At 66.7% G+C, this 15,759-nt stretch carries 15 protein-coding genes; 7 read left to right on the top strand and 8 right to left on the bottom strand.

All coding sequences use genetic code 11. The annotated features are described in order from the left end of the window. Nucleotides 1–28 precede the first annotated feature (28 nt). Nucleotides 29–934 (top strand): LysR family transcriptional regulator, encoded by a 906-nt coding sequence (locus CLM73_RS13105; RefSeq protein WP_105238799.1) that lies wholly within the window; start codon nucleotides 29–31, stop codon nucleotides 932–934. A 6-nt stretch (nucleotides 935–940) separates the two neighbouring features. On the opposite strand, the gene CLM73_RS13110 is transcribed toward CLM73_RS13105, so the two are convergent. Next, a complete protein-coding gene (locus CLM73_RS13110; protein WP_105238800.1) occupies nucleotides 941–1,405 on the bottom strand; it encodes a RidA family protein in 465 nt (154 codons plus the stop codon). Between the two features lie 55 nt (nucleotides 1,406–1,460). Then, complete coding sequence (locus tag CLM73_RS13115; RefSeq protein ID WP_105238801.1) at nucleotides 1,461–2,207, bottom strand: SDR family NAD(P)-dependent oxidoreductase; 747 nt, start codon at nucleotides 2,205–2,207, stop codon at nucleotides 1,461–1,463. Between the two features lie 207 nt (nucleotides 2,208–2,414). On the opposite strand from CLM73_RS13115, the gene CLM73_RS13120 reads away from it, so the two are divergent. Next, the gene (locus CLM73_RS13120; RefSeq protein WP_105238802.1) at nucleotides 2,415–3,392 is read left to right on the top strand and encodes a Bug family tripartite tricarboxylate transporter substrate binding protein; all 978 of its coding nucleotides are present in this window, start codon (nucleotides 2,415–2,417) and stop codon (nucleotides 3,390–3,392) included. Nucleotides 3,393–3,428: 36 nt separating this feature from the next. On the opposite strand, the gene CLM73_RS13125 is transcribed toward CLM73_RS13120, so the two are convergent. The 3 genes from CLM73_RS13125 to CLM73_RS13135 all read right to left on the bottom strand — a co-directional run bounded on the left by CLM73_RS13125 (nucleotide 3,429) and on the right by CLM73_RS13135 (nucleotide 7,071). Further along, nucleotides 3,429–4,205 (bottom strand): ABC transporter ATP-binding protein, encoded by a 777-nt coding sequence (locus CLM73_RS13125; RefSeq protein WP_105241503.1) that lies wholly within the window; start codon nucleotides 4,203–4,205, stop codon nucleotides 3,429–3,431. A 5-nt stretch (nucleotides 4,206–4,210) separates the two neighbouring features. Continuing rightward, nucleotides 4,211–5,881, bottom strand: coding sequence for an ABC transporter permease (locus CLM73_RS13130; protein ID WP_105238803.1), 1,671 nt, complete (start codon nucleotides 5,879–5,881; stop codon nucleotides 4,211–4,213). A 146-nt stretch (nucleotides 5,882–6,027) separates the two neighbouring features. Further along, on the bottom strand, nucleotides 6,028–7,071 hold the full coding sequence (locus CLM73_RS13135; protein ID WP_105238804.1) for a Fe(3+) ABC transporter substrate-binding protein: 1,044 nt from the start codon (nucleotides 7,069–7,071) through the stop codon (nucleotides 6,028–6,030). A 346-nt stretch (nucleotides 7,072–7,417) separates the two neighbouring features. Between CLM73_RS13135 and CLM73_RS13140 the strand changes: the two genes are divergently transcribed. Beyond that, entirely contained in the window at nucleotides 7,418–8,194 is a 777-nt protein-coding gene (locus CLM73_RS13140) for a ferredoxin--NADP reductase (protein WP_056561013.1), read from the top strand. Nucleotides 8,195–8,289: 95 nt separating this feature from the next. Here CLM73_RS13140 and CLM73_RS13145 read toward each other — a convergent pair whose 3' ends face one another. From CLM73_RS13145 to CLM73_RS13155, 3 genes are read right to left on the bottom strand one after another with little or no spacing between them, the layout of a single operon-like run. Beyond that, on the bottom strand, nucleotides 8,290–9,252 hold the full coding sequence (locus CLM73_RS13145) for a Bug family tripartite tricarboxylate transporter substrate binding protein (protein ID WP_105238805.1): 963 nt from the start codon (nucleotides 9,250–9,252) through the stop codon (nucleotides 8,290–8,292). 37 nt (nucleotides 9,253–9,289) lie between these two features. Further along, nucleotides 9,290–9,673 (bottom strand): hypothetical protein, encoded by a 384-nt coding sequence (locus CLM73_RS13150; protein WP_105238806.1) that lies wholly within the window; start codon nucleotides 9,671–9,673, stop codon nucleotides 9,290–9,292. Beyond that, nucleotides 9,670–11,028 carry an acyclic terpene utilization AtuA family protein gene (locus tag CLM73_RS13155; RefSeq protein ID WP_105238807.1) on the bottom strand — a complete coding sequence of 453 codons (1,359 nt, stop codon included), beginning with the start codon at nucleotides 11,026–11,028 and terminating at the stop codon, nucleotides 9,670–9,672. The genes CLM73_RS13150 and CLM73_RS13155 overlap by 4 nt, the downstream gene beginning before the upstream one ends. 96 nt (nucleotides 11,029–11,124) lie before the next feature. Between CLM73_RS13155 and CLM73_RS13160 the strand changes: the two genes are divergently transcribed. The 4 genes from CLM73_RS13160 to CLM73_RS13175 all read left to right on the top strand — a co-directional run bounded on the left by CLM73_RS13160 (nucleotide 11,125) and on the right by CLM73_RS13175 (nucleotide 15,694). Next, on the top strand, nucleotides 11,125–12,051 hold the full coding sequence (locus tag CLM73_RS13160; RefSeq protein ID WP_105238808.1) for a LysR family transcriptional regulator: 927 nt from the start codon (nucleotides 11,125–11,127) through the stop codon (nucleotides 12,049–12,051). A 96-nt stretch (nucleotides 12,052–12,147) separates the two neighbouring features. Beyond that, nucleotides 12,148–12,534 (top strand): Rid family detoxifying hydrolase, encoded by a 387-nt coding sequence (locus tag CLM73_RS13165; protein ID WP_105238809.1) that lies wholly within the window; start codon nucleotides 12,148–12,150, stop codon nucleotides 12,532–12,534. Nucleotides 12,535–12,573: 39 nt separating this feature from the next. After that, complete coding sequence (gene recG, locus CLM73_RS13170) at nucleotides 12,574–14,664, top strand: ATP-dependent DNA helicase RecG (protein WP_105238810.1); 2,091 nt, start codon at nucleotides 12,574–12,576, stop codon at nucleotides 14,662–14,664. A gap of 79 nt (nucleotides 14,665–14,743) precedes the next feature. Continuing rightward, nucleotides 14,744–15,694 (top strand): LysR substrate-binding domain-containing protein, encoded by a 951-nt coding sequence (locus tag CLM73_RS13175; protein ID WP_105238811.1) that lies wholly within the window; start codon nucleotides 14,744–14,746, stop codon nucleotides 15,692–15,694. Nucleotides 15,695–15,759: the final 65 nt, after the last annotated feature.

Genomic DNA, 15,759 nt, shown 5'->3' on the forward strand with positions numbered 1-15,759 from the left:
CCGCCCGGTCTTCACGGCAGGAGCCCGCATGACGCGCCACTTTGATGATCTGCAACTGGGCAGCATCGAGATGTTCTGTCTGGCCGCGGAACTCAGCAGTTTCACCGCGGCCGCCAACGCCGCGGGCGTCACGCCGGCGGCCGTCAGCCGCAGCGTCTCGCGGCTGGAGGCGCGGCTGGGCATCCGGCTGTTCGTGCGTAGCACCCGGCACATCCGGCTTAGCGACGAGGGCCGCGCCTACTTCGAGCAGGTGCGCCCGGCCATTGCACAGCTGGTCGACGCCGAACGCCAGGTGGGCGGGCAGGGCGCGGCCGGGCGCCTGCGCATCAGCTTGCCCACGCCGTATGCGCATTACCGCGTCCTGCCGCTGTTGCCCGCGTTTCGCGAGCAATATCCCAACGTGGACGTGCACGTCCACATCAGCAACCGCAATGTCGATTTTGCCGACGACGGCTATGACCTGTCGGTGCGTGGGCGCGCGCCCGACGACTCGGCGCTGATCGCGCGCAAGCTGGAGGACGCCGAGCTTGTGGTGGTCGGCGCGCCCGAGTACCTGCGCCGGCGCGGCACGCCGCAATCGCTTGAGGATCTGGCCGCGCACGAGTGCATCCAGTTCGACCGGCCCAGCAGCGGGCGCCGCATTCCGTGGACGTTTCAGGTGGACGGCGAAGCGGTCGACATCGTGACCGACGGCGCCTATGGCACGGGCGAGGACGTGCTGGGCGGTGTGACGTTGGCCCGAGCAGGCGCGGGCCTGTTCCAGACCTATCGCTTCGTGGTCGAAGACGACCTGCGCGAGGGCAGGCTGGCCGAGGTGTTGCCCCAGCATGGCGGCAGCACCCGGCCGTTCGTGTTGCTGTACCCGCATGCCCGGCACGTATCGCGCCGAGTGCGGGCGTTTGTCGATTTTCTGGTCGACAAGCTGGCGGACTGAGCCGGGTCAGGCGCCTTTTAACTGCGCGATGACCACCAGGATCACCGTCGCATTGCCGGGCTGCTGCGCGACCGAATTGGCGGTGCGCGCGTGGCCGGCCTTCTCGCCAAGCACTCGTGCAAACAGGCCCGATGCGCCATCCAGCACGGCGGGCTGATCCAGAAAGCCCGGCGCGCTGGCGACATAGCCTTCGACGCGGACCAGATGGTCCAACCGGTCGAGGGTGCCGGTGTGCTGGCGGATCTGCGCCAGCACGTTGAGCGCGGCCAGCTCGGCGGCCTGCCGGCCCTGATCGACGGTAAGCTCCGCGCCGACGCGGCCCTGCCACGCCACGTGCCCATCGCGCAGCGGCAATTGGCCCGAGATAAAGAGCAGGTCGCCCGCCTGGCTGACGGCGGTGTACTGGCCCAGCGGCTGGGGCGCGGGCGGAAGGGTCTGGCCAAGCTCGGCCAATCTGGCGTCAATGGACATGGTGGGTCTCTCGGTGATGGGACGCCCGCCGCGCGGCGGGCGTCCGTGTGGGTTGCTACCAGTGGCCGGCGGCGGCGCCGCCATCGACCGGAAGGATCGCGCCGGTGGTGTACGCCGAATCGGTCAGGTAGGTGACTGCGCCGACAATGTCCTCCACCTTGCCCATGCGGCCGGCCGGCTGCAACGAATTCAGGAAGCCGAACGTGGCCGGGTCGTGCATGGGCGTCTCGATGATGCCGGGCGCCACCGCGTTGACGCGGATGCTCCGGTCCGACAGTTCGATCGCCAGGGCCCGCGTGGCGTGGTTCAGGCCGCCCTTGATCAGCACCGGCAGCAGCGCCGGGACGCGGCTGCTGGGCTGCATGGCGATGCTGGCCGTGATGTTGACGATGTGGCCGTCGCGGTATTCCGACATGTGCGCCGCGGCCTGCTGCGTGATGTGGAAAAAGCCCTTCAGGTTGGTGTCGATGATGCGGTCCAGGTCGTCGTCGGTGTAATCGCCCAAGGGCTTTGGAATGAAGATCCCGGCGTTGTTGACCAGTACGTCGATACGGCCGAACCGCTCGGTGGCCTGGCGCACGATGTCGCGGGCGGTGCTGGCCAGGGCGATGTCGCCGGCCACGGCCAGGAAGCGGTCGGGCAGGCCCAGGCCAAGTTGGCCCAGGCGTTCAGCGGCGGCGTTCAAGCCGTCCAGGTTGCGGGCGTTGCCCACCACGTTGTCGCCGCGGCGCAGGTATTCCTGCGCCAGGGCAAATCCGATTCCGCTGGACGCGCCCGTGATCACTACAGTCTTATTCGACATTTCAATACTCCGGTTTGGCATTTGAGGGTGCCTGCGCGCTCAGACAGTGAGACGAACTATAGGAGCGGGCGGCCCGGCGATAAACGCCCGCGGCGGAACATGAATTGATACCTGGCGGAACAAGCTGGCGGGATCGCGCTGTGCGACGCCGCTGTCCGGCGATAAGATGCGCTACCCGTGCATAACGACAAACGGGAGGGAGACATCATGCATCGCTACACCCACAATGCGCTGCGCGGCCTGGCCGCGCTGGCGTTGATCCAGGGCGCCGTGTCCGCGCACGCCGCCGACTATCCGGCCAAGCCCATTACCTTCATCGTGCCGTACACGGCTGGCGGCACGACCGATCTGGTCGCGCGCACGGCGGGTCAGAAGGTGGCCGAGAAACTCGGGCAGCCGGTCATCGTCGAGAACCGTCCGGGCGCGGGCGGCAACATCGGCATGGACGCCGTCGCGAAGGCCGCGCCGGACGGCTACGTCATCGGCTTCGGCGCAATATCCACGAACGCGCTCAATCCGTTCGTGTACCCGAAAATGCCGTTCGACCCGACCAAGGATTTCACGGGGATCAGCATGCTGGGGGCTTCCTCCGTGGTGCTGGAGGTGGGACCGTCGGTGAAGGTGGACAGCGTCAAGGATCTGGTCGCCTACGCCAAGGCGAATCCCAATACGTCTTACGGCACGCCCGGCACGGGCACGTCCATGCACCTTGCGGGGGTGATGTTCGACCAGCTGACCGGCGCCGGCATGCAGCACGTGCCCTACAAGGGCAGCGCCCAGGCGTTGAACGATCTGCTGGGCGGCCACCTGCCGGTGATGTTCGACAACCTGCCCGCGTCGCTGCCTCACATCAATGCGGGCAAGGTCCGCGCGCTGGCGGTCACCGGCAGCAAGCGCGCGCCGGCGTTGCCGGACGTGCCGACGCTGGCCGAACTGGGCTATTCGGGCGCGGTGGTGGATCCGTGGTTTGCGGTCTATGGCCCCGCCGGCATGTCGCCCGACGTGACGCGGGTGCTGAGCGACGCCTTCCAGGCGGCGCTTGCGATGCCGGACGTCAAGGACAAGCTGGAGAAGGCCGGCTTCATGCCCTATGGCTCGACGCCGCAGGAAGTCGAGCGTCTGACGCAAAGCCAGCACGAGGCCTTCAAGGCCTTGTCGCAGAAGGTGAAGCTGTCGGCGGATTGATACGCGGGGCGGGGCCCGCGCGCCCCGCGGGTTCCGCTATCGGCCGCGTGCCAGCGCCTGCTCGCGCTGTTCTTCAAGTGCCTCGCGGCGGATGAAGTCGCGCACGAACGTGTCGGCCGGATTGTGGTGCAGGTTGTACGGCGTGTCCCACTGCGCGATGCGGCCCTTGGCCATCACCCCGATGCGGTCGGCAATGGCGAACGCTTCGGCCTGGTTGTGCGTGACCAGGATCGCGGTGTGGCCCGTGGTCTTCAGGATCTCGCGCACCTCGAAGGCCAGCCGTTCGCGGGTGTCCACGTCCAGGTTCGAAAACGGTTCGTCCAGCAGCAGCAGGTCGGGCGAGGGCGCAAGCGCGCGGGCCAGGGCCACGCGTTGCTGCTGGCCGCCGGAGATCTCGTGCGGATAGCTGTTGGCGGCGTGCGCCAGGCCGACGAGTTCCAGCATCTCTTCGACGCGGCGGGCGCGGTCCGGACGCGGCAGCTTGCGCAGGCCGAACGCCACGTTCAGCGCCACGGTCAGGTGCGGAAACAGCGCGTAGTCCTGGAACATCATGCCCACGCGGCGCAGCTCGGGCGCGACCTGTTCGGTGGGCGACGAAATGACCGTGCCGTCCAGCAGGATGCGGCCGGCGCGCACCGGCTCGAAGCCGGCAATGGCGCGCAGCACGGTGGTCTTGCCGCAGCCGGACTCGCCCAGCAGGCAGCCGATATGGCCGGCGGGCAGGCCCAGCGACAATTCCTGCACGATGGGCTTGAGGCCCGCGGGCGTGTCGTAGGCGAGGGAGATGTGGTCGATTTCTAGCAGATCGGGCACGGTGATCAATGTCCCATTTTCAGATTGGTGCGCGCCAGCAGGATGACCGGCAGCAGTCCGGCCAGCACGATGGCCAGCGCGGCCACGGCGCCTTCTTCGTACGTGCCACGCGCGGCTTCCGCGTAGAGCCACGTGGCCAAGGTGTCGAAATTCATGGGGCGCAGCAGGAGGGTGGCGGGCAGTTCCTTCATGGCGTCCACGAACACCAGCAGCGCGCTCGCGGCCAGCGCGGGACGCAGCAACGGCAGGTGGACGCGGCGCAACGTGCCGCCCGACGTCTCGCCCAGCAGGCGCGATGCCTGCTCCAGCGACGGCGGAATGCGCGCCAGACCGGCTTCCAGCGCCCCGGTCGAAATCGCCAGGAAGCGGATTGCATAGGCGCACACCAGCGCGCCCATTGAACCCATCATGAACAGGCCCGTGCCGCCGAACACGCGCGCGACCGCGGTGTCGATCCACACGAACGGCGTCAGCAGGCCGATGGCCAGCACCGTGCCGGGCACCGCGTAGCCCAGGCTGGCGATGCGCGCGCAGGCGCGGCCCGGGTTGAAGCCGGCGCTTTCGCGCAGGGTGCGGCCCGCCCACGCAACGATCAGCCCGCACAGCAAGGTGACCACGGTGGCGCTGGACGCGACGATCAGCGTGTTGCTCAGGCCACCAATCAACTGGTCGGACACGCCGCCCACCAGGTGAAGCCGCTTGTAGGTTTCAACGACCAGATACAACGCGGGCGCGACGAATCCGATCAGGACGGGAATCCAGCCCAGTACGGCGGCCACGGCGGCCGCCGCGCCATGCAGCCGGCGCGGCTGCATCGGGCGCATGCGCTGCGTGTTGGCGTAGCGCTGCCGCTTGCGGCCATGGCGTTCAAGCAGGATCAGACCAATGACGATCGCCAGCATCGTCAGCGCGATCTGCGCCGCGCCGGCCAGGTCCGAACGGGTCACCCAGGTGGTGTAGACAGAGACGGTCAGCGTCTGCACGCCGAGAAATTCGGAGGCCCCGATGTCGTTCAGGGTCTCCAGCAGCGCCAGGCTGACGCCCACCACGATCGCCGGACGGGCCAGGGGCAGGGCGACGCGGCAGAACACCGCCACGCGGCCCGCGCCCAGCGTGCGGGCGGCTTCCAGCAGGCTGGCCGCCTGCGTCATGAACATGACGCGGGTGCTCAGGTAAACATAGGGATACAGCACGAAGCCCAGCACGAAGATCGCGCCATAAATGGAGCGCAGGTCGGGCAGGCGGAATTGGCGCGGGCTGTCGAAGCCCAGCATGGCGCGAATCGCCGTCTGGACGGGCCCGATGGGATGCAGCAGGTCCAGGTAGGCGAAGGCGATGATGTAGGTGGGTACCGCCAGCGGCAGCAGCAACGCCCAGGTCAGGATTCGGCGCGTCGGAAACTCGTACGCCGTCACCAGCCACGCGGCGCCGGTGCCAAGCAGGGTCACGACTATGCCCACGCCCGCCAGCAGCATGACGGTATTGGCGAAGGCTTGCGGCAGCACATAGCTGGCCAGGTGCTGCCAGTGTTCCAGGCTGCCGCCCATCGCCCACCAGCCCAGCGTCAAGACCGGCGCAAGCACCGCCAGCGCGATCAGGGCCGCGCCAACCAGCCAGCCGGTTCCGCGTTCAGACCAGCGCAGCCGCAGCGGCCTGGGCAAGGATTCTGTATGCATGCTTCAAAGTCGGTTGCATCAATGGCAAGGCCTGCTCCCCCAAAAAAGCGGGAACAGGCCCTACGCTTCGCGCCCAATCGAGGGCGCGCGCGTGTCACTACAGCAGGATCACGCCATGCCCCGGGGGCAAGGCGGTCCGCAGCTTATCAGTTGTCGAAGCCGACCTTGTCGACGAGCTCGCTGGCTTGCTTGCGATGCTTGGCGATCTCGGTCAAGGGCAGGGGATCGACCTTCAGTTCGCCGAAGCTGGCAATCACGGGGTCCAGCTTCACGCCCTTGCGGACGGGGTATTCGTAATTGGCCTGCGCGTACAGGGCTTGGGCCGGTTCCGACACCAGGAAGTCCAGCAGCTTGACCGCGTTGGCCTTGTTGGGGGCGTGCGCCGCAACGGCCGCGCCGCTGACGTTCACGTGCGTGCCGCCGCTCTTGGCATTGGCGAAGGTCGGGCGGATGACCTTGATGGCATCGCCCCACTTGCGCGCGTCGGTGCCGGGTTCGGCGTTCTTCATGTGGCCGACATAGTAGGCGTTGGCCAGGCCGATGTCGCAGATGCCGCCCAGGATATCGCGCGCCACGTCGCGGTCGCCGCCGGCCGCCTTGCGGGCCAGGTTGGCCTTCACGCCGCGCAGCCATTTTTCGGTGGCTTCGGCGCCGTCATGCGCGATCATGGAGGCGACCAGCGCGGTGTTGTAGGGGTGTTGGCCAGACCGGATGCAGACCTTGCCCTTCCACTTGGGATCGGCCAGGTCTTCGTAGCGGAAGGATTCGAGCTTCAGGTCCTTTTCGACATACAGCACGCGGTCGCGCAGCGACAGGGCGTACCATTTGCCATCGGCGCCGCGCAGGTTGGCCGGAATGACCGAATTGAGCGTGTCGGACTTGACGGACTGCGTCACGCCGCCGTCCACCAGATCCAGCAGGTTACCGATGTCCACCGTCATCAGCACGTCGGCGGGCGACTTGGCGCCTTCGGCCTTGACGCGTTCCAGCAGGCCGTCCTTGACGAAGACGGTGTTGACCTTGATGCCGCTTTCCTTGGTGAAGGCGTCCAGCAGCGGCTGGATCAGCTTGGGTTCCCGGGTGGTGTACAGGCTGACTTCCTCGGCGGCGTTGGCCGACACGGTGAAGGCAGCGGCGCCGGCGAGCGCCAGCGCGCGCAGCAGCGAATTCAATTGGGGACGCTTGATCATGAAGGAACTCCAGCTAGGGCCGAAACGAAGGTTGCCGCGTGCGCCGCCTTATATGGCGACGCACCGCCGCGAAAAGCGGTCTGGTAACGAAAATGATTATCAAGTGAGAAGGCGACGATAACAGGAAGCATTGGGCCGTTCAACTATCAGTAAGCATAGGGTTCAAGACGTTGATCCCCGTCAAGTTGGAATAAGGGTATTACGGAATAATGAGAGCAATTATCATCAAGACCCTGTAGAATAGGGACAACCCTAATGCCGACCGCGGCCTTTTTTTGCGGCTCGGAATGACCCTGCGGCATAGCCGGGCTTCGCCCGGCCACCGCCCGCCCTTACTGAATACGACATGGCTGCTTTCAACACTGAGCGCGTACTTAGCGTGCACCACTGGAACGACACCCTGTTTTCCTTCACCACGACGCGTGATTCGGCCTTGCGGTTCCACAACGGCCACTTCGTGATGATCGGCCTCGAAGTTGAAGGCAAGCCGCTGCTGCGGGCCTACAGCATCGCCAGCGCCAACTACGAAGAAAACCTCGAATTCCTCAGCATCAAGGTGCAGAACGGCCCGCTCACGTCGCGCCTGCAGCACCTGAAAGAGGGTGACACCATCCTCGTCAGCCGCAAGCCCGTCGGCACCCTCGTCGTCGACGATCTCAAGCCCGGCAAGCACCTGTTCCTGTTCGGTACCGGCACCGGTCTCGCGCCCTTCATGAGCATCATCAAGGACCCGGACATCTACGAACGCTTCGACAAGGTCATCCTGGTGCACGGCGTGCGGTGGGTCAGCGAGCTGGCCTACGCCAACTACATCGAAAACGAACTGCCGAACAACGAATTCTTCGGCGATATCGTGCGCGACAAGCTGGTCTATTACCCCACCGTGACGCGCGAGCCTTTCCGCAATCAAGGCCGCATCACCGAACTGCTCGAAAACGGCAAGCTCTGCGCCGACATCGGCATTCCGCAAATCAATCCCGAAACCGATCGCGCCATGATCTGCGGCAGCCCACATATGCTGGCCGACATCAGCGCCATGCTCGACAGCCGCGGCTTCGCCGTGTCGCCGGGCGTGGGCCAGCCGGGTGACTACGTCGTCGAACGCGCCTTCGTGGACAAATAAGCCAAGCGGTTTCGGCTTCGTGGTTTCAACAAAAAACCCATCGCATGTGCGATGGGTTTTTTGCTTTGGCAGCCAGTGCCGCAGGGGCGCTCGGCTTACTCCGGCTGTATGCCCGCCTTCTTGATGATGTCGCCCCACTTCTTTGATTCCGCTTGCTGGAACTTGGTCAGCTCGTCGGGCGTGGAAGAGGCGGCGTCGGTGCCGGTCTGCGCGTAGAACTGTTGGGCCGGCTTGGCCTTGGTGGCGTTGACCAGCAATTCGTTCAGGCGCTTGACCACTTCGGGCGGCGTGCCGGCCGGGGCGTAGGCGGCGAACCAGTAGCCCATTTCGTAGCCGGGGACGCCGGCCTCCGAAATGGTCGGCACGTCGGGCGCCAGCGGCGAGCGTGCCTGGCCCGTGACGCCCAGCGCGCGCAGCTTGCCGGACTTGACTTGCGGCAGGCCCGTGGCGGTGTCGGTGATCATCATGTCGATCTGGCCGCCCAGCAGGTCGGTGACGGCGAGCGGGTTGCTCTTGTAGGGCACATGCAGCAGCTGCACGTTGGCCATCTGCTGCAGCAACTCACCGGCGATGCGGCTGCTGGAGCTGCCGCTGCCAAAGCTCAGCTTGCCCGGCGACTGCTTGGCCTGAGCCAGGAATTCGCCCACCGTCTTGGCGGGCGAACTGGGATTGACGACCATGATCTGTCCGCCCTTGCCCAGCAGCGTGAGGGGCGCGAAATCCTTGACGGGATCGTAGGTCAGCGACTTGTACAGGTGCTCGTTGGCCGCATGCGTGGTGTTGGTGGTGATCAGGACCGTGTAGCCGTCGGGCGCCGCGCGCGCGCCGGCTGCCGCGCCGATCATCGCGCTGGCGCCGGGCTTGTTCTCGATGACGACGGCCTGGCCCGTCTGTTCGGTGACGCCCTGGCCGATGGCACGGCCGATCTGGTCGGTGGCGCTGCCCGCGGCAAACGGGACGATGAAGGTGATGGGCTTGGTCGGGAATTGCGCCATGGCCGATAGGGGCAGGGCGGCGGCCAATAGCAGGGCCAGCCGGCCCTTGGTCGTGATGCGCATGTGTGTCTCCTGTGGTGTTTTTTTATCGGAACTGAAATCAGGCGGCCGCTGGGCGGTCGCCGGGTATGTCTGGCAGACGGCTCGCCAGCTCGGGGCTGACCTCCACCGTCATGTCCAGCAATCTGAAAGACAGGCTCTTGCCGTGCGTGTCGAGGTTCAGCGCGTCGTTGACGCCGCCGTCCAGCACGCCCTCCAGCACGAAGTTCATGGCGTTGAGCATCGGCAGCGAAAACCGCGTCACGCGCTTGGGATGGCGGTAGGCGAACCACTGTGCGACGCGCGCTTCGGTCACTTGCGCGGCCAGCACGTCATAGCATTCGGGGTCCCAGGCAATAAGGCTCAGGTTCGAGATATCGCCCTTGTCCCCGGAGCGGCTGTGAGCCAGCCGGTACAACGGCACGGCGAGCAGGGTCTGGTTCATGGCGCGATCTCCTCCAGGAAGTTCCAGCCGCTCTTTACGGCCTCGCGGGGAATGGTGCAGGACATCATGTTCAGGCGCGGGCGCAGGGCGGTGCGAACGCCGCCGCCGCCGGCCGGGCCGCAGGTATAAAGCGCGGTCACTTCGCGCAGCACGCGTTCGGCCTGCGCGCGATCGGCGTTTTCGGTGGCCAGCCGCAGCCGCACGTCGCGGGCGTGGCTGTCGGGCAGCGCGCGGCGCATCTCGCCCGCGTCGTCGCCCAGGATGCTGATGGCGCCGATCAGGTCGGCGCGTAGTTTGAAATCGGCGCCCAGGCGCTTTTGCACGATATCGGCGGCCAGCCGGGCACGCGCCTCGGCCTGCACGCCCGCATACGAAATCTCCGCTTCCGCCAGCCAGCCGCCGCGATAGCAGACATTGACCTTGAGCTCGGCGGGCCGGGCATGGCCCGTGATGCCATGCACTGCAACCCGGTTGCCGCCCAACTCGACGACGCGCGCCTGGCTCAGATCCGCCACCACGTCCGGGGTCAGGTAGCGGGCCGGATCGTGCACTTCATACAGCAATTGTTCCTTCACGGTGCGCGCGTCGACCGCACCGCCCGTGCCGTCGGCCTTGCCGATCACAAATTCCCCGTCGGCCTGGATCTCGGCGATGGGAAAGCCGGCCGCATGCACATCCGGCACTTCCTTCAGCCCCGGCACGCAGAAATAGCCGCCGGTCACCTGCAGCCCGCATTCGAGCATGTGTCCGGCCATGGTGGCGCGTCCCAGACGCGGCCAGTCGGCGGGATCCCAGCCGAAATGCGCCAGCGCCGGACCCAGCGTCAGCGAGGGGTCGGCCACGCGGCCGGCAACCACGATCTGCGCGCCGGCGGCCAGCGCCTCGGCGATTTCGGTGGCGCCCAGATAGGCGGTGGCGCTCACGATGTCCAGGCCGTCCAGGGCGGCGCCCAGGCGCTGCGCCAGCAGGTCGCGATGCTCGGCGCCGTTCAGCGCGTCGCCATGCACGACGGCGATGCGCGGGGCGGGCAGGCCCTGTTCACGCGCCAGTTCGGCAATGCGACGCGCGGCGGCGGGCGGGTTGGCCGCGCCGAAATTGCTGACGATGTTGATGCCGTGGCGCAGGCAGTCCGCCAGGATCGGCCCCACCAGTTCGTCCAGCAACGGCTCATAGCCACGGCGGGGATCGTCGTTGCGCGCCAGCTGCGCCAGTGCCAGCGTCCGTTCCGCCAGCGTCTCGAAGATGAGCGTGCCGCCGCCTTGGGCGGCCAGTGTGCGGACCACGGCCGCGGCGCCATCGCTGCGGTCGCCGGAAAATCCGGAGGCGCAGCCGATGAGCAAGGGAGATTGAGACATGAGCAGTCCAGGCGCGTTCAAGGGGTTGGAACGACTATAGGCAAGGTGCGATCATCCGTAAAATAGAAAAATCGGATTGATTAATACAAGAAAGCCATGAATCTATCGTCCCGCCAGTTACGTGCCTTCGTGGCGCTCGCCGACGAAAGGCACTTCACGCGCGCCGCCCAGCGCAGCCACCTGACGCAGCCGGCGTTCAGCGCCCTGATCCGTTCGCTGGAAGACAGCGCCGGCGTGCGGCTCTTTGACCGCAGCACGCGGCATGTCGAGCTGACTGCCGAAGGCCGTGTGCTGGATGCCACGGCGCGGCGCCTGCTGGCGGACATGGACCTTGCGATGGGCGATCTGCGGGATCTGGCTGACCGGCGCCGGGGCAGGGTGACGCTAGCCGCGCTGCCGTCCCTGGCGGCGGGTTGGCTGCCGAATCTGCTGGCCCGCTTCCGGGATGTTCATCCGGGCATCGCGCTTGACCTGCGGGATGCCTTGCTCGATCCCTGCCTGGACATGGTGCAAAGCGGCGTGGCCGATTTTGCCGTGGCGTCGCGGCGGCCCGACATGACCGATCTGGATAGCGAATTCCTCCACGCGGATCGCTACTTTCTGGTGTGCCGCGTGGACCATCCCTTGGCGGACCAGCCGCGCGTGCGGCTGCGCGACGTGTTGCGGCACCCGATCATCCAGCTTGCACGCGGCAGCAGTGTGCGCAAACATCTGGATGAAGCGCTGGGCGCCGAGGCCCCGTTGCCCGTTTTCGAGGTCGAGCACCTGGCGACCGTCACGGGTCTGGTGCGGGCAGGGCTAGGCGTGTCGGTGGTGCCCGCCATGACGCTTTTCCATTTCCGCAGCGACGACCTGCGCGTCGTGCCGCTGGCGGGCCGCGCCTTGACGCGGCCGCTGTATCTGGTGCGCCGCAAGGGCCGCAGTCTGTCGGTGGCTGCGCAGGCGCTGGCCGAATTGCTGATTGCGCACCGGGGCGATATCGGCGGCGCCGGGCATCCGCCGGCTGCGCAGGATCAGTCCTAAACCCGCATTACGGCGAACCGCTACTTTCGCAAAAGTCTATTGCTGGATAAACTCCGATAGTTGTAGCTTCTATCCGTCACCAGAAGGATTCCGCCCATGAGCAAGCAAATCATTCATACCGACACCGCGCCCGCCGCCGTCGGCCCTTACTCGCAAGCGGTTGCCGTCAGCGGCACCAAGACTGTCTATCTCTCGGGCCAGATCGGCCTGGAGCCCGGCACCGGCGACCTGGTTTCTGAAAACTTCGACGCGCAAGTGCGTCAGGCTTTTGCCAACATGCAGGAAGTCATCAATGCTGCGGGCGGCACGCTGGAAAACGTGGTCAAGCTCACGCTTTTCCTGACCGACCTGGGCAAGTTCACGGCGGCCAACGCCATCATGGCCGAGATCATTCCCCAGCCGTTCCCGGCGCGCTCCACGATCGGCGTGGCCAGCCTGCCGAAGGGCGCGCAGTTCGAAGTCGAAGCCATCATGGTCCTGTAAGGCGCGCCTGGACGTTTCATTTCAGGGGTTCGTTCCTACATGACGGCCGCAGCCGTGGCCTCCAAGCGTACCGGCGCCGACAAGAACGGCGCCGGCAAACCGATGACGGATACGGAGCGCAAGCTTCGTAACCTGGGCTTGGTGCTGCCCGAGGACTTCGTGCTGCACCTGCCGCTGCGCTACGAAGACGAAACGCGGGTCATACCGATCAGCGCCTTGCGTCCGGGCTTTGCCGGCCAGGTCGAAGGCGAGATCACCAAATCCGAGGTCCTCTACCGGCCCCGGCGCCAGCTCACCGCCACCTTGGCGGACGAGAGCGGCGAACTCCAATTGCGCTGGCTGAACTTCTATCCCAGCCAGCAGAAACAAGTGACCGTGGGCAAGCGGTTGCGCGCCCGCGGCGAAGTGCGCGGGGGCCTGTTCGGCCGCGAGATGGTGCATCCGCGGCTGACCAATGCGGATTCGCCGCTGCCCACCGCGCTCACGCCCGTCTATCCCACCACCGAAGGGCTGCCGCAGCCGGCGTTGCGGCGGGCCATTGCGCAGGCGCTGAACACCGCCGACTTGTCGGACACGCTGCCTGATGCGGCGCGTGCCCGCTACGACCTGCCCCCGTTCGAGCCCGCGATCCGCGCGCTGCACACGCCCGCGCAGGGCGAATCCGAACAGGCCCTGCTGGACCGTGTGCATCCGGCTTGGCGGCGCATCAAGTTCGACGAGTTGCTGGCGCAGCAGCTTTCGCTCGCCGCCGCGCGCGCGGCGCGCCGCATCAAGGAAGCCGAATCGCTGCCCGTGCAAAACGGGGCAGGCGGGCTGGTTGCACGGTTGTATGACACGCTGCCGTTCAAGCTGACGGGCGCGCAGCAGCGCGTCGTGCAGGAAATTTCGGCGGACCTTGCCAAGCCTTATCCCATGCACCGCCTGTTGCAGGGCGATGTGGGCAGCGGCAAGACCGTCGTGGCGGCCCTCGCGGCGGCGCAGGCCATTGCGGGCGGGGCGCAGGTTGCGCTGATGGCGCCCACCGAAATCCTGGCCGAGCAGCACTTTCGCAAACTGTTGTCCTGGCTGCAGCCGCTGGGCGTGAACGTCACGTGGTTGAGCGGCAGCCTGACCGCCAAGGCCCGGCGCGAAGCCGTGGCTGCCGCCGCCGATGGCAGCGTGCAGCTTGTCGTCGGCACGCAGGCGCTGATCCAGGACCATGTTGAATTCCACCGGCTGGGCCTGTCCATCGTGGACGAACAGCATCGCTTTGGCGTCGGCCAACGCCTTGCGCTGACGCGCAAGGGCGAAACCGTGCGCGGCCGCATCGTGCCGCACCAGCTCAACATGAGCGCCACACCCATCCCGCGCACGCTCGCCATGACCTTCTTCGCGGACCTGGACGTGTCCGTGATCGACGAACTGCCGCCCGGCCGCAGCCCCGTGGTGACCAAGCTGGTCTCGGACGCGCGGCGCGAAGAGGTCATCGCCCATATCGCGCAGGCCGCGCGGGGCGGCCAGCAGGCCTATTGGGTCTGTCCGCTGGTCGAGGAAAGCGAGGCCCTCGAATTGCAAACCGCCGTCGACACCTACGAAGGCATGCGGACCGACCTGCCGGATCTGCGGATCGGCCTGGTGCATGGCCGCCTGCCGCAGGCCGAGAAGGCCGCCGTGATGCAGGCCTTCCGCGACGGCGAGATCGACCTGCTCGTCGCCACGACCGTCATCGAAGTCGGCGTGGACGTCCCCAACGCGTCGCTGATGGTGATCGAACATGCCGAGCGCTTCGGCCTTGCGCAGCTGCATCAGTTGCGCGGACGCGTGGGGCGGGGCACGGCCGAGTCGGTGTGCGTGCTGCTGTATCAGACGCCGTTGTCCCAGGTCGCGCGTGAGCGCCTGCGCGCCATGTTTGAAACGTCCGATGGGTTCGAGATCGCCCGGCGCGACCTGGAACAACGCGGCCCCGGTGAATTCCTGGGTACGCGCCAGTCGGGCATGGCGCTCTTGCGCTTTGCCGACCTGGAAACCGATGCCGCGATTGCCGAAGACGCACGCGACGCCGCCGCGTGGCTGCGCGCCGAACATCCCGCCGTCGTCGAGGCGCATCTGGCGCGCTGGATGCGCGGCCGCGAAGACTTCCTGCGGACCTGACATGCGGCCCGTCAACACTCTTGAATCCTCAAGCGCCGGCCACGGGGCCGGCGCCATAACCCCGGGGGCGTAGTCCACCATGACTCTCACCGAACTCAAGTACATCGTCGCCGTTGCCCGCGAGCGGCACTTTGGCCGCGCGGCCGAGGCCTGTTTCGTCAGCCAGCCGACGCTGTCCGTGGCCATCCGCAAGCTGGAGGACGAACTGGGCGTGACCCTGTTCGAACGCGGCGGCTCCGAAGTCGGCGTCACGCCCATCGGCCAGCGCATCGTCGCGCAGGCGCAGAAGGTGCTCGAGGAAAGCGCCAGCATCAAGGAGATCGCCAGGCAAGGCCACGATCCGCTGGCCGGCCCGCTGCGCGTTGGCGTCATCCACACGATCGGGCCGTACCTGCTGCCCAAGCTGGTGCCCGTGCAGATCGGCCGCACGCCGCAGATGCCGCTGTTGCTGCAGGAAAACTTCACCGTGCGTCTCGTGGAGTTGTTGCGCCAGGGCGAGATCGATTGCGCCATCATGGCCTTGCCGCTGCCCGAAGCCGGCCTGGTCATGCAGCCGCTCTATGACGAGCCCTTCGTGGTGGCTGTGCCCAACGACCATGAACTCGCGCAGCGCAAGTCCATCGACGCGCAGGACCTGAAACAGCAGACCATGCTGCTGCTGGGCAGCGGCCATTGTTTCCGCGATCAGGTCCTTGAAGTCTGTCCCGAGCTGTCGCGCTTCTCGGCCGCCAGCGATGGCATCCAGCGCACCTTCGAAGGCTCCTCGCTCGAAACCATCCGCCACATGGTCGCGGCCGGCATCGGCGTCACGGTGCTTCCGGTCACTGCCGTGCCCGAAAACCCGCCCGCCAACAGCCTGTTGCGCTACGTGCCGTTCGAAGGCCACGTACCCGAGCGCCGCGTGGTGCTCGCATGGCGGCGCAGCTTCCCCCGCCTGGCCGCCATCGAGGCGCTGGCGCAGGCCGTCTATGAATGCGAACTGCCGGGCGTGAAGATGCTGGCCGGCGAAGCGGCGGCCGTGCAGGATTGAAGTTCAGGCGACCGCCCATGCGCGGGGCGTCCCCACGCCGCGTCAATCGGTCGCAGCCCATAGTG

This window comes from Achromobacter spanius (assembly GCF_002966795.1).
GTDB lineage: Bacteria > Pseudomonadota > Gammaproteobacteria > Burkholderiales > Burkholderiaceae_B > Achromobacter > Achromobacter spanius_D.

Coding starts and splice junctions, on each gene's coding strand:
- CLM73_RS13145 (WP_105238805.1), bottom strand. CDS start 9,252: ATGCGCATCACGACCAAGGGCCGGCTGGCCCTGCTATTGGCCGCCGCC.
- CLM73_RS13155 (WP_105238807.1), bottom strand. CDS start 11,028: ATGTCTCAATCTCCCTTGCTCATCGGCTGCGCCTCCGGATTTTCCGGC.
- CLM73_RS13175 (WP_105238811.1), top strand. CDS start 14,744: ATGACTCTCACCGAACTCAAGTACATCGTCGCCGTTGCCCGCGAGCGG.
- CLM73_RS13160 (WP_105238808.1), top strand. CDS start 11,125: ATGAATCTATCGTCCCGCCAGTTACGTGCCTTCGTGGCGCTCGCCGAC.
- CLM73_RS13105 (WP_105238799.1), top strand. CDS start 29: ATGACGCGCCACTTTGATGATCTGCAACTGGGCAGCATCGAGATGTTC.
- CLM73_RS13135 (WP_105238804.1), bottom strand. CDS start 7,071: ATGATCAAGCGTCCCCAATTGAATTCGCTGCTGCGCGCGCTGGCGCTC.
- CLM73_RS13150 (WP_105238806.1), bottom strand. CDS start 9,673: ATGAACCAGACCCTGCTCGCCGTGCCGTTGTACCGGCTGGCTCACAGC.
- CLM73_RS13140 (WP_056561013.1), top strand. CDS start 7,418: ATGGCTGCTTTCAACACTGAGCGCGTACTTAGCGTGCACCACTGGAAC.
- CLM73_RS13115 (WP_105238801.1), bottom strand. CDS start 2,207: ATGTCGAATAAGACTGTAGTGATCACGGGCGCGTCCAGCGGAATCGGA.
- recG (WP_105238810.1), top strand. CDS start 12,574: ATGACGGCCGCAGCCGTGGCCTCCAAGCGTACCGGCGCCGACAAGAAC.
- CLM73_RS13130 (WP_105238803.1), bottom strand. CDS start 5,881: ATGCATACAGAATCCTTGCCCAGGCCGCTGCGGCTGCGCTGGTCTGAA.
- CLM73_RS13110 (WP_105238800.1), bottom strand. CDS start 1,405: ATGTCCATTGACGCCAGATTGGCCGAGCTTGGCCAGACCCTTCCGCCC.
- CLM73_RS13120 (WP_105238802.1), top strand. CDS start 2,415: ATGCATCGCTACACCCACAATGCGCTGCGCGGCCTGGCCGCGCTGGCG.
- CLM73_RS13165 (WP_105238809.1), top strand. CDS start 12,148: ATGAGCAAGCAAATCATTCATACCGACACCGCGCCCGCCGCCGTCGGC.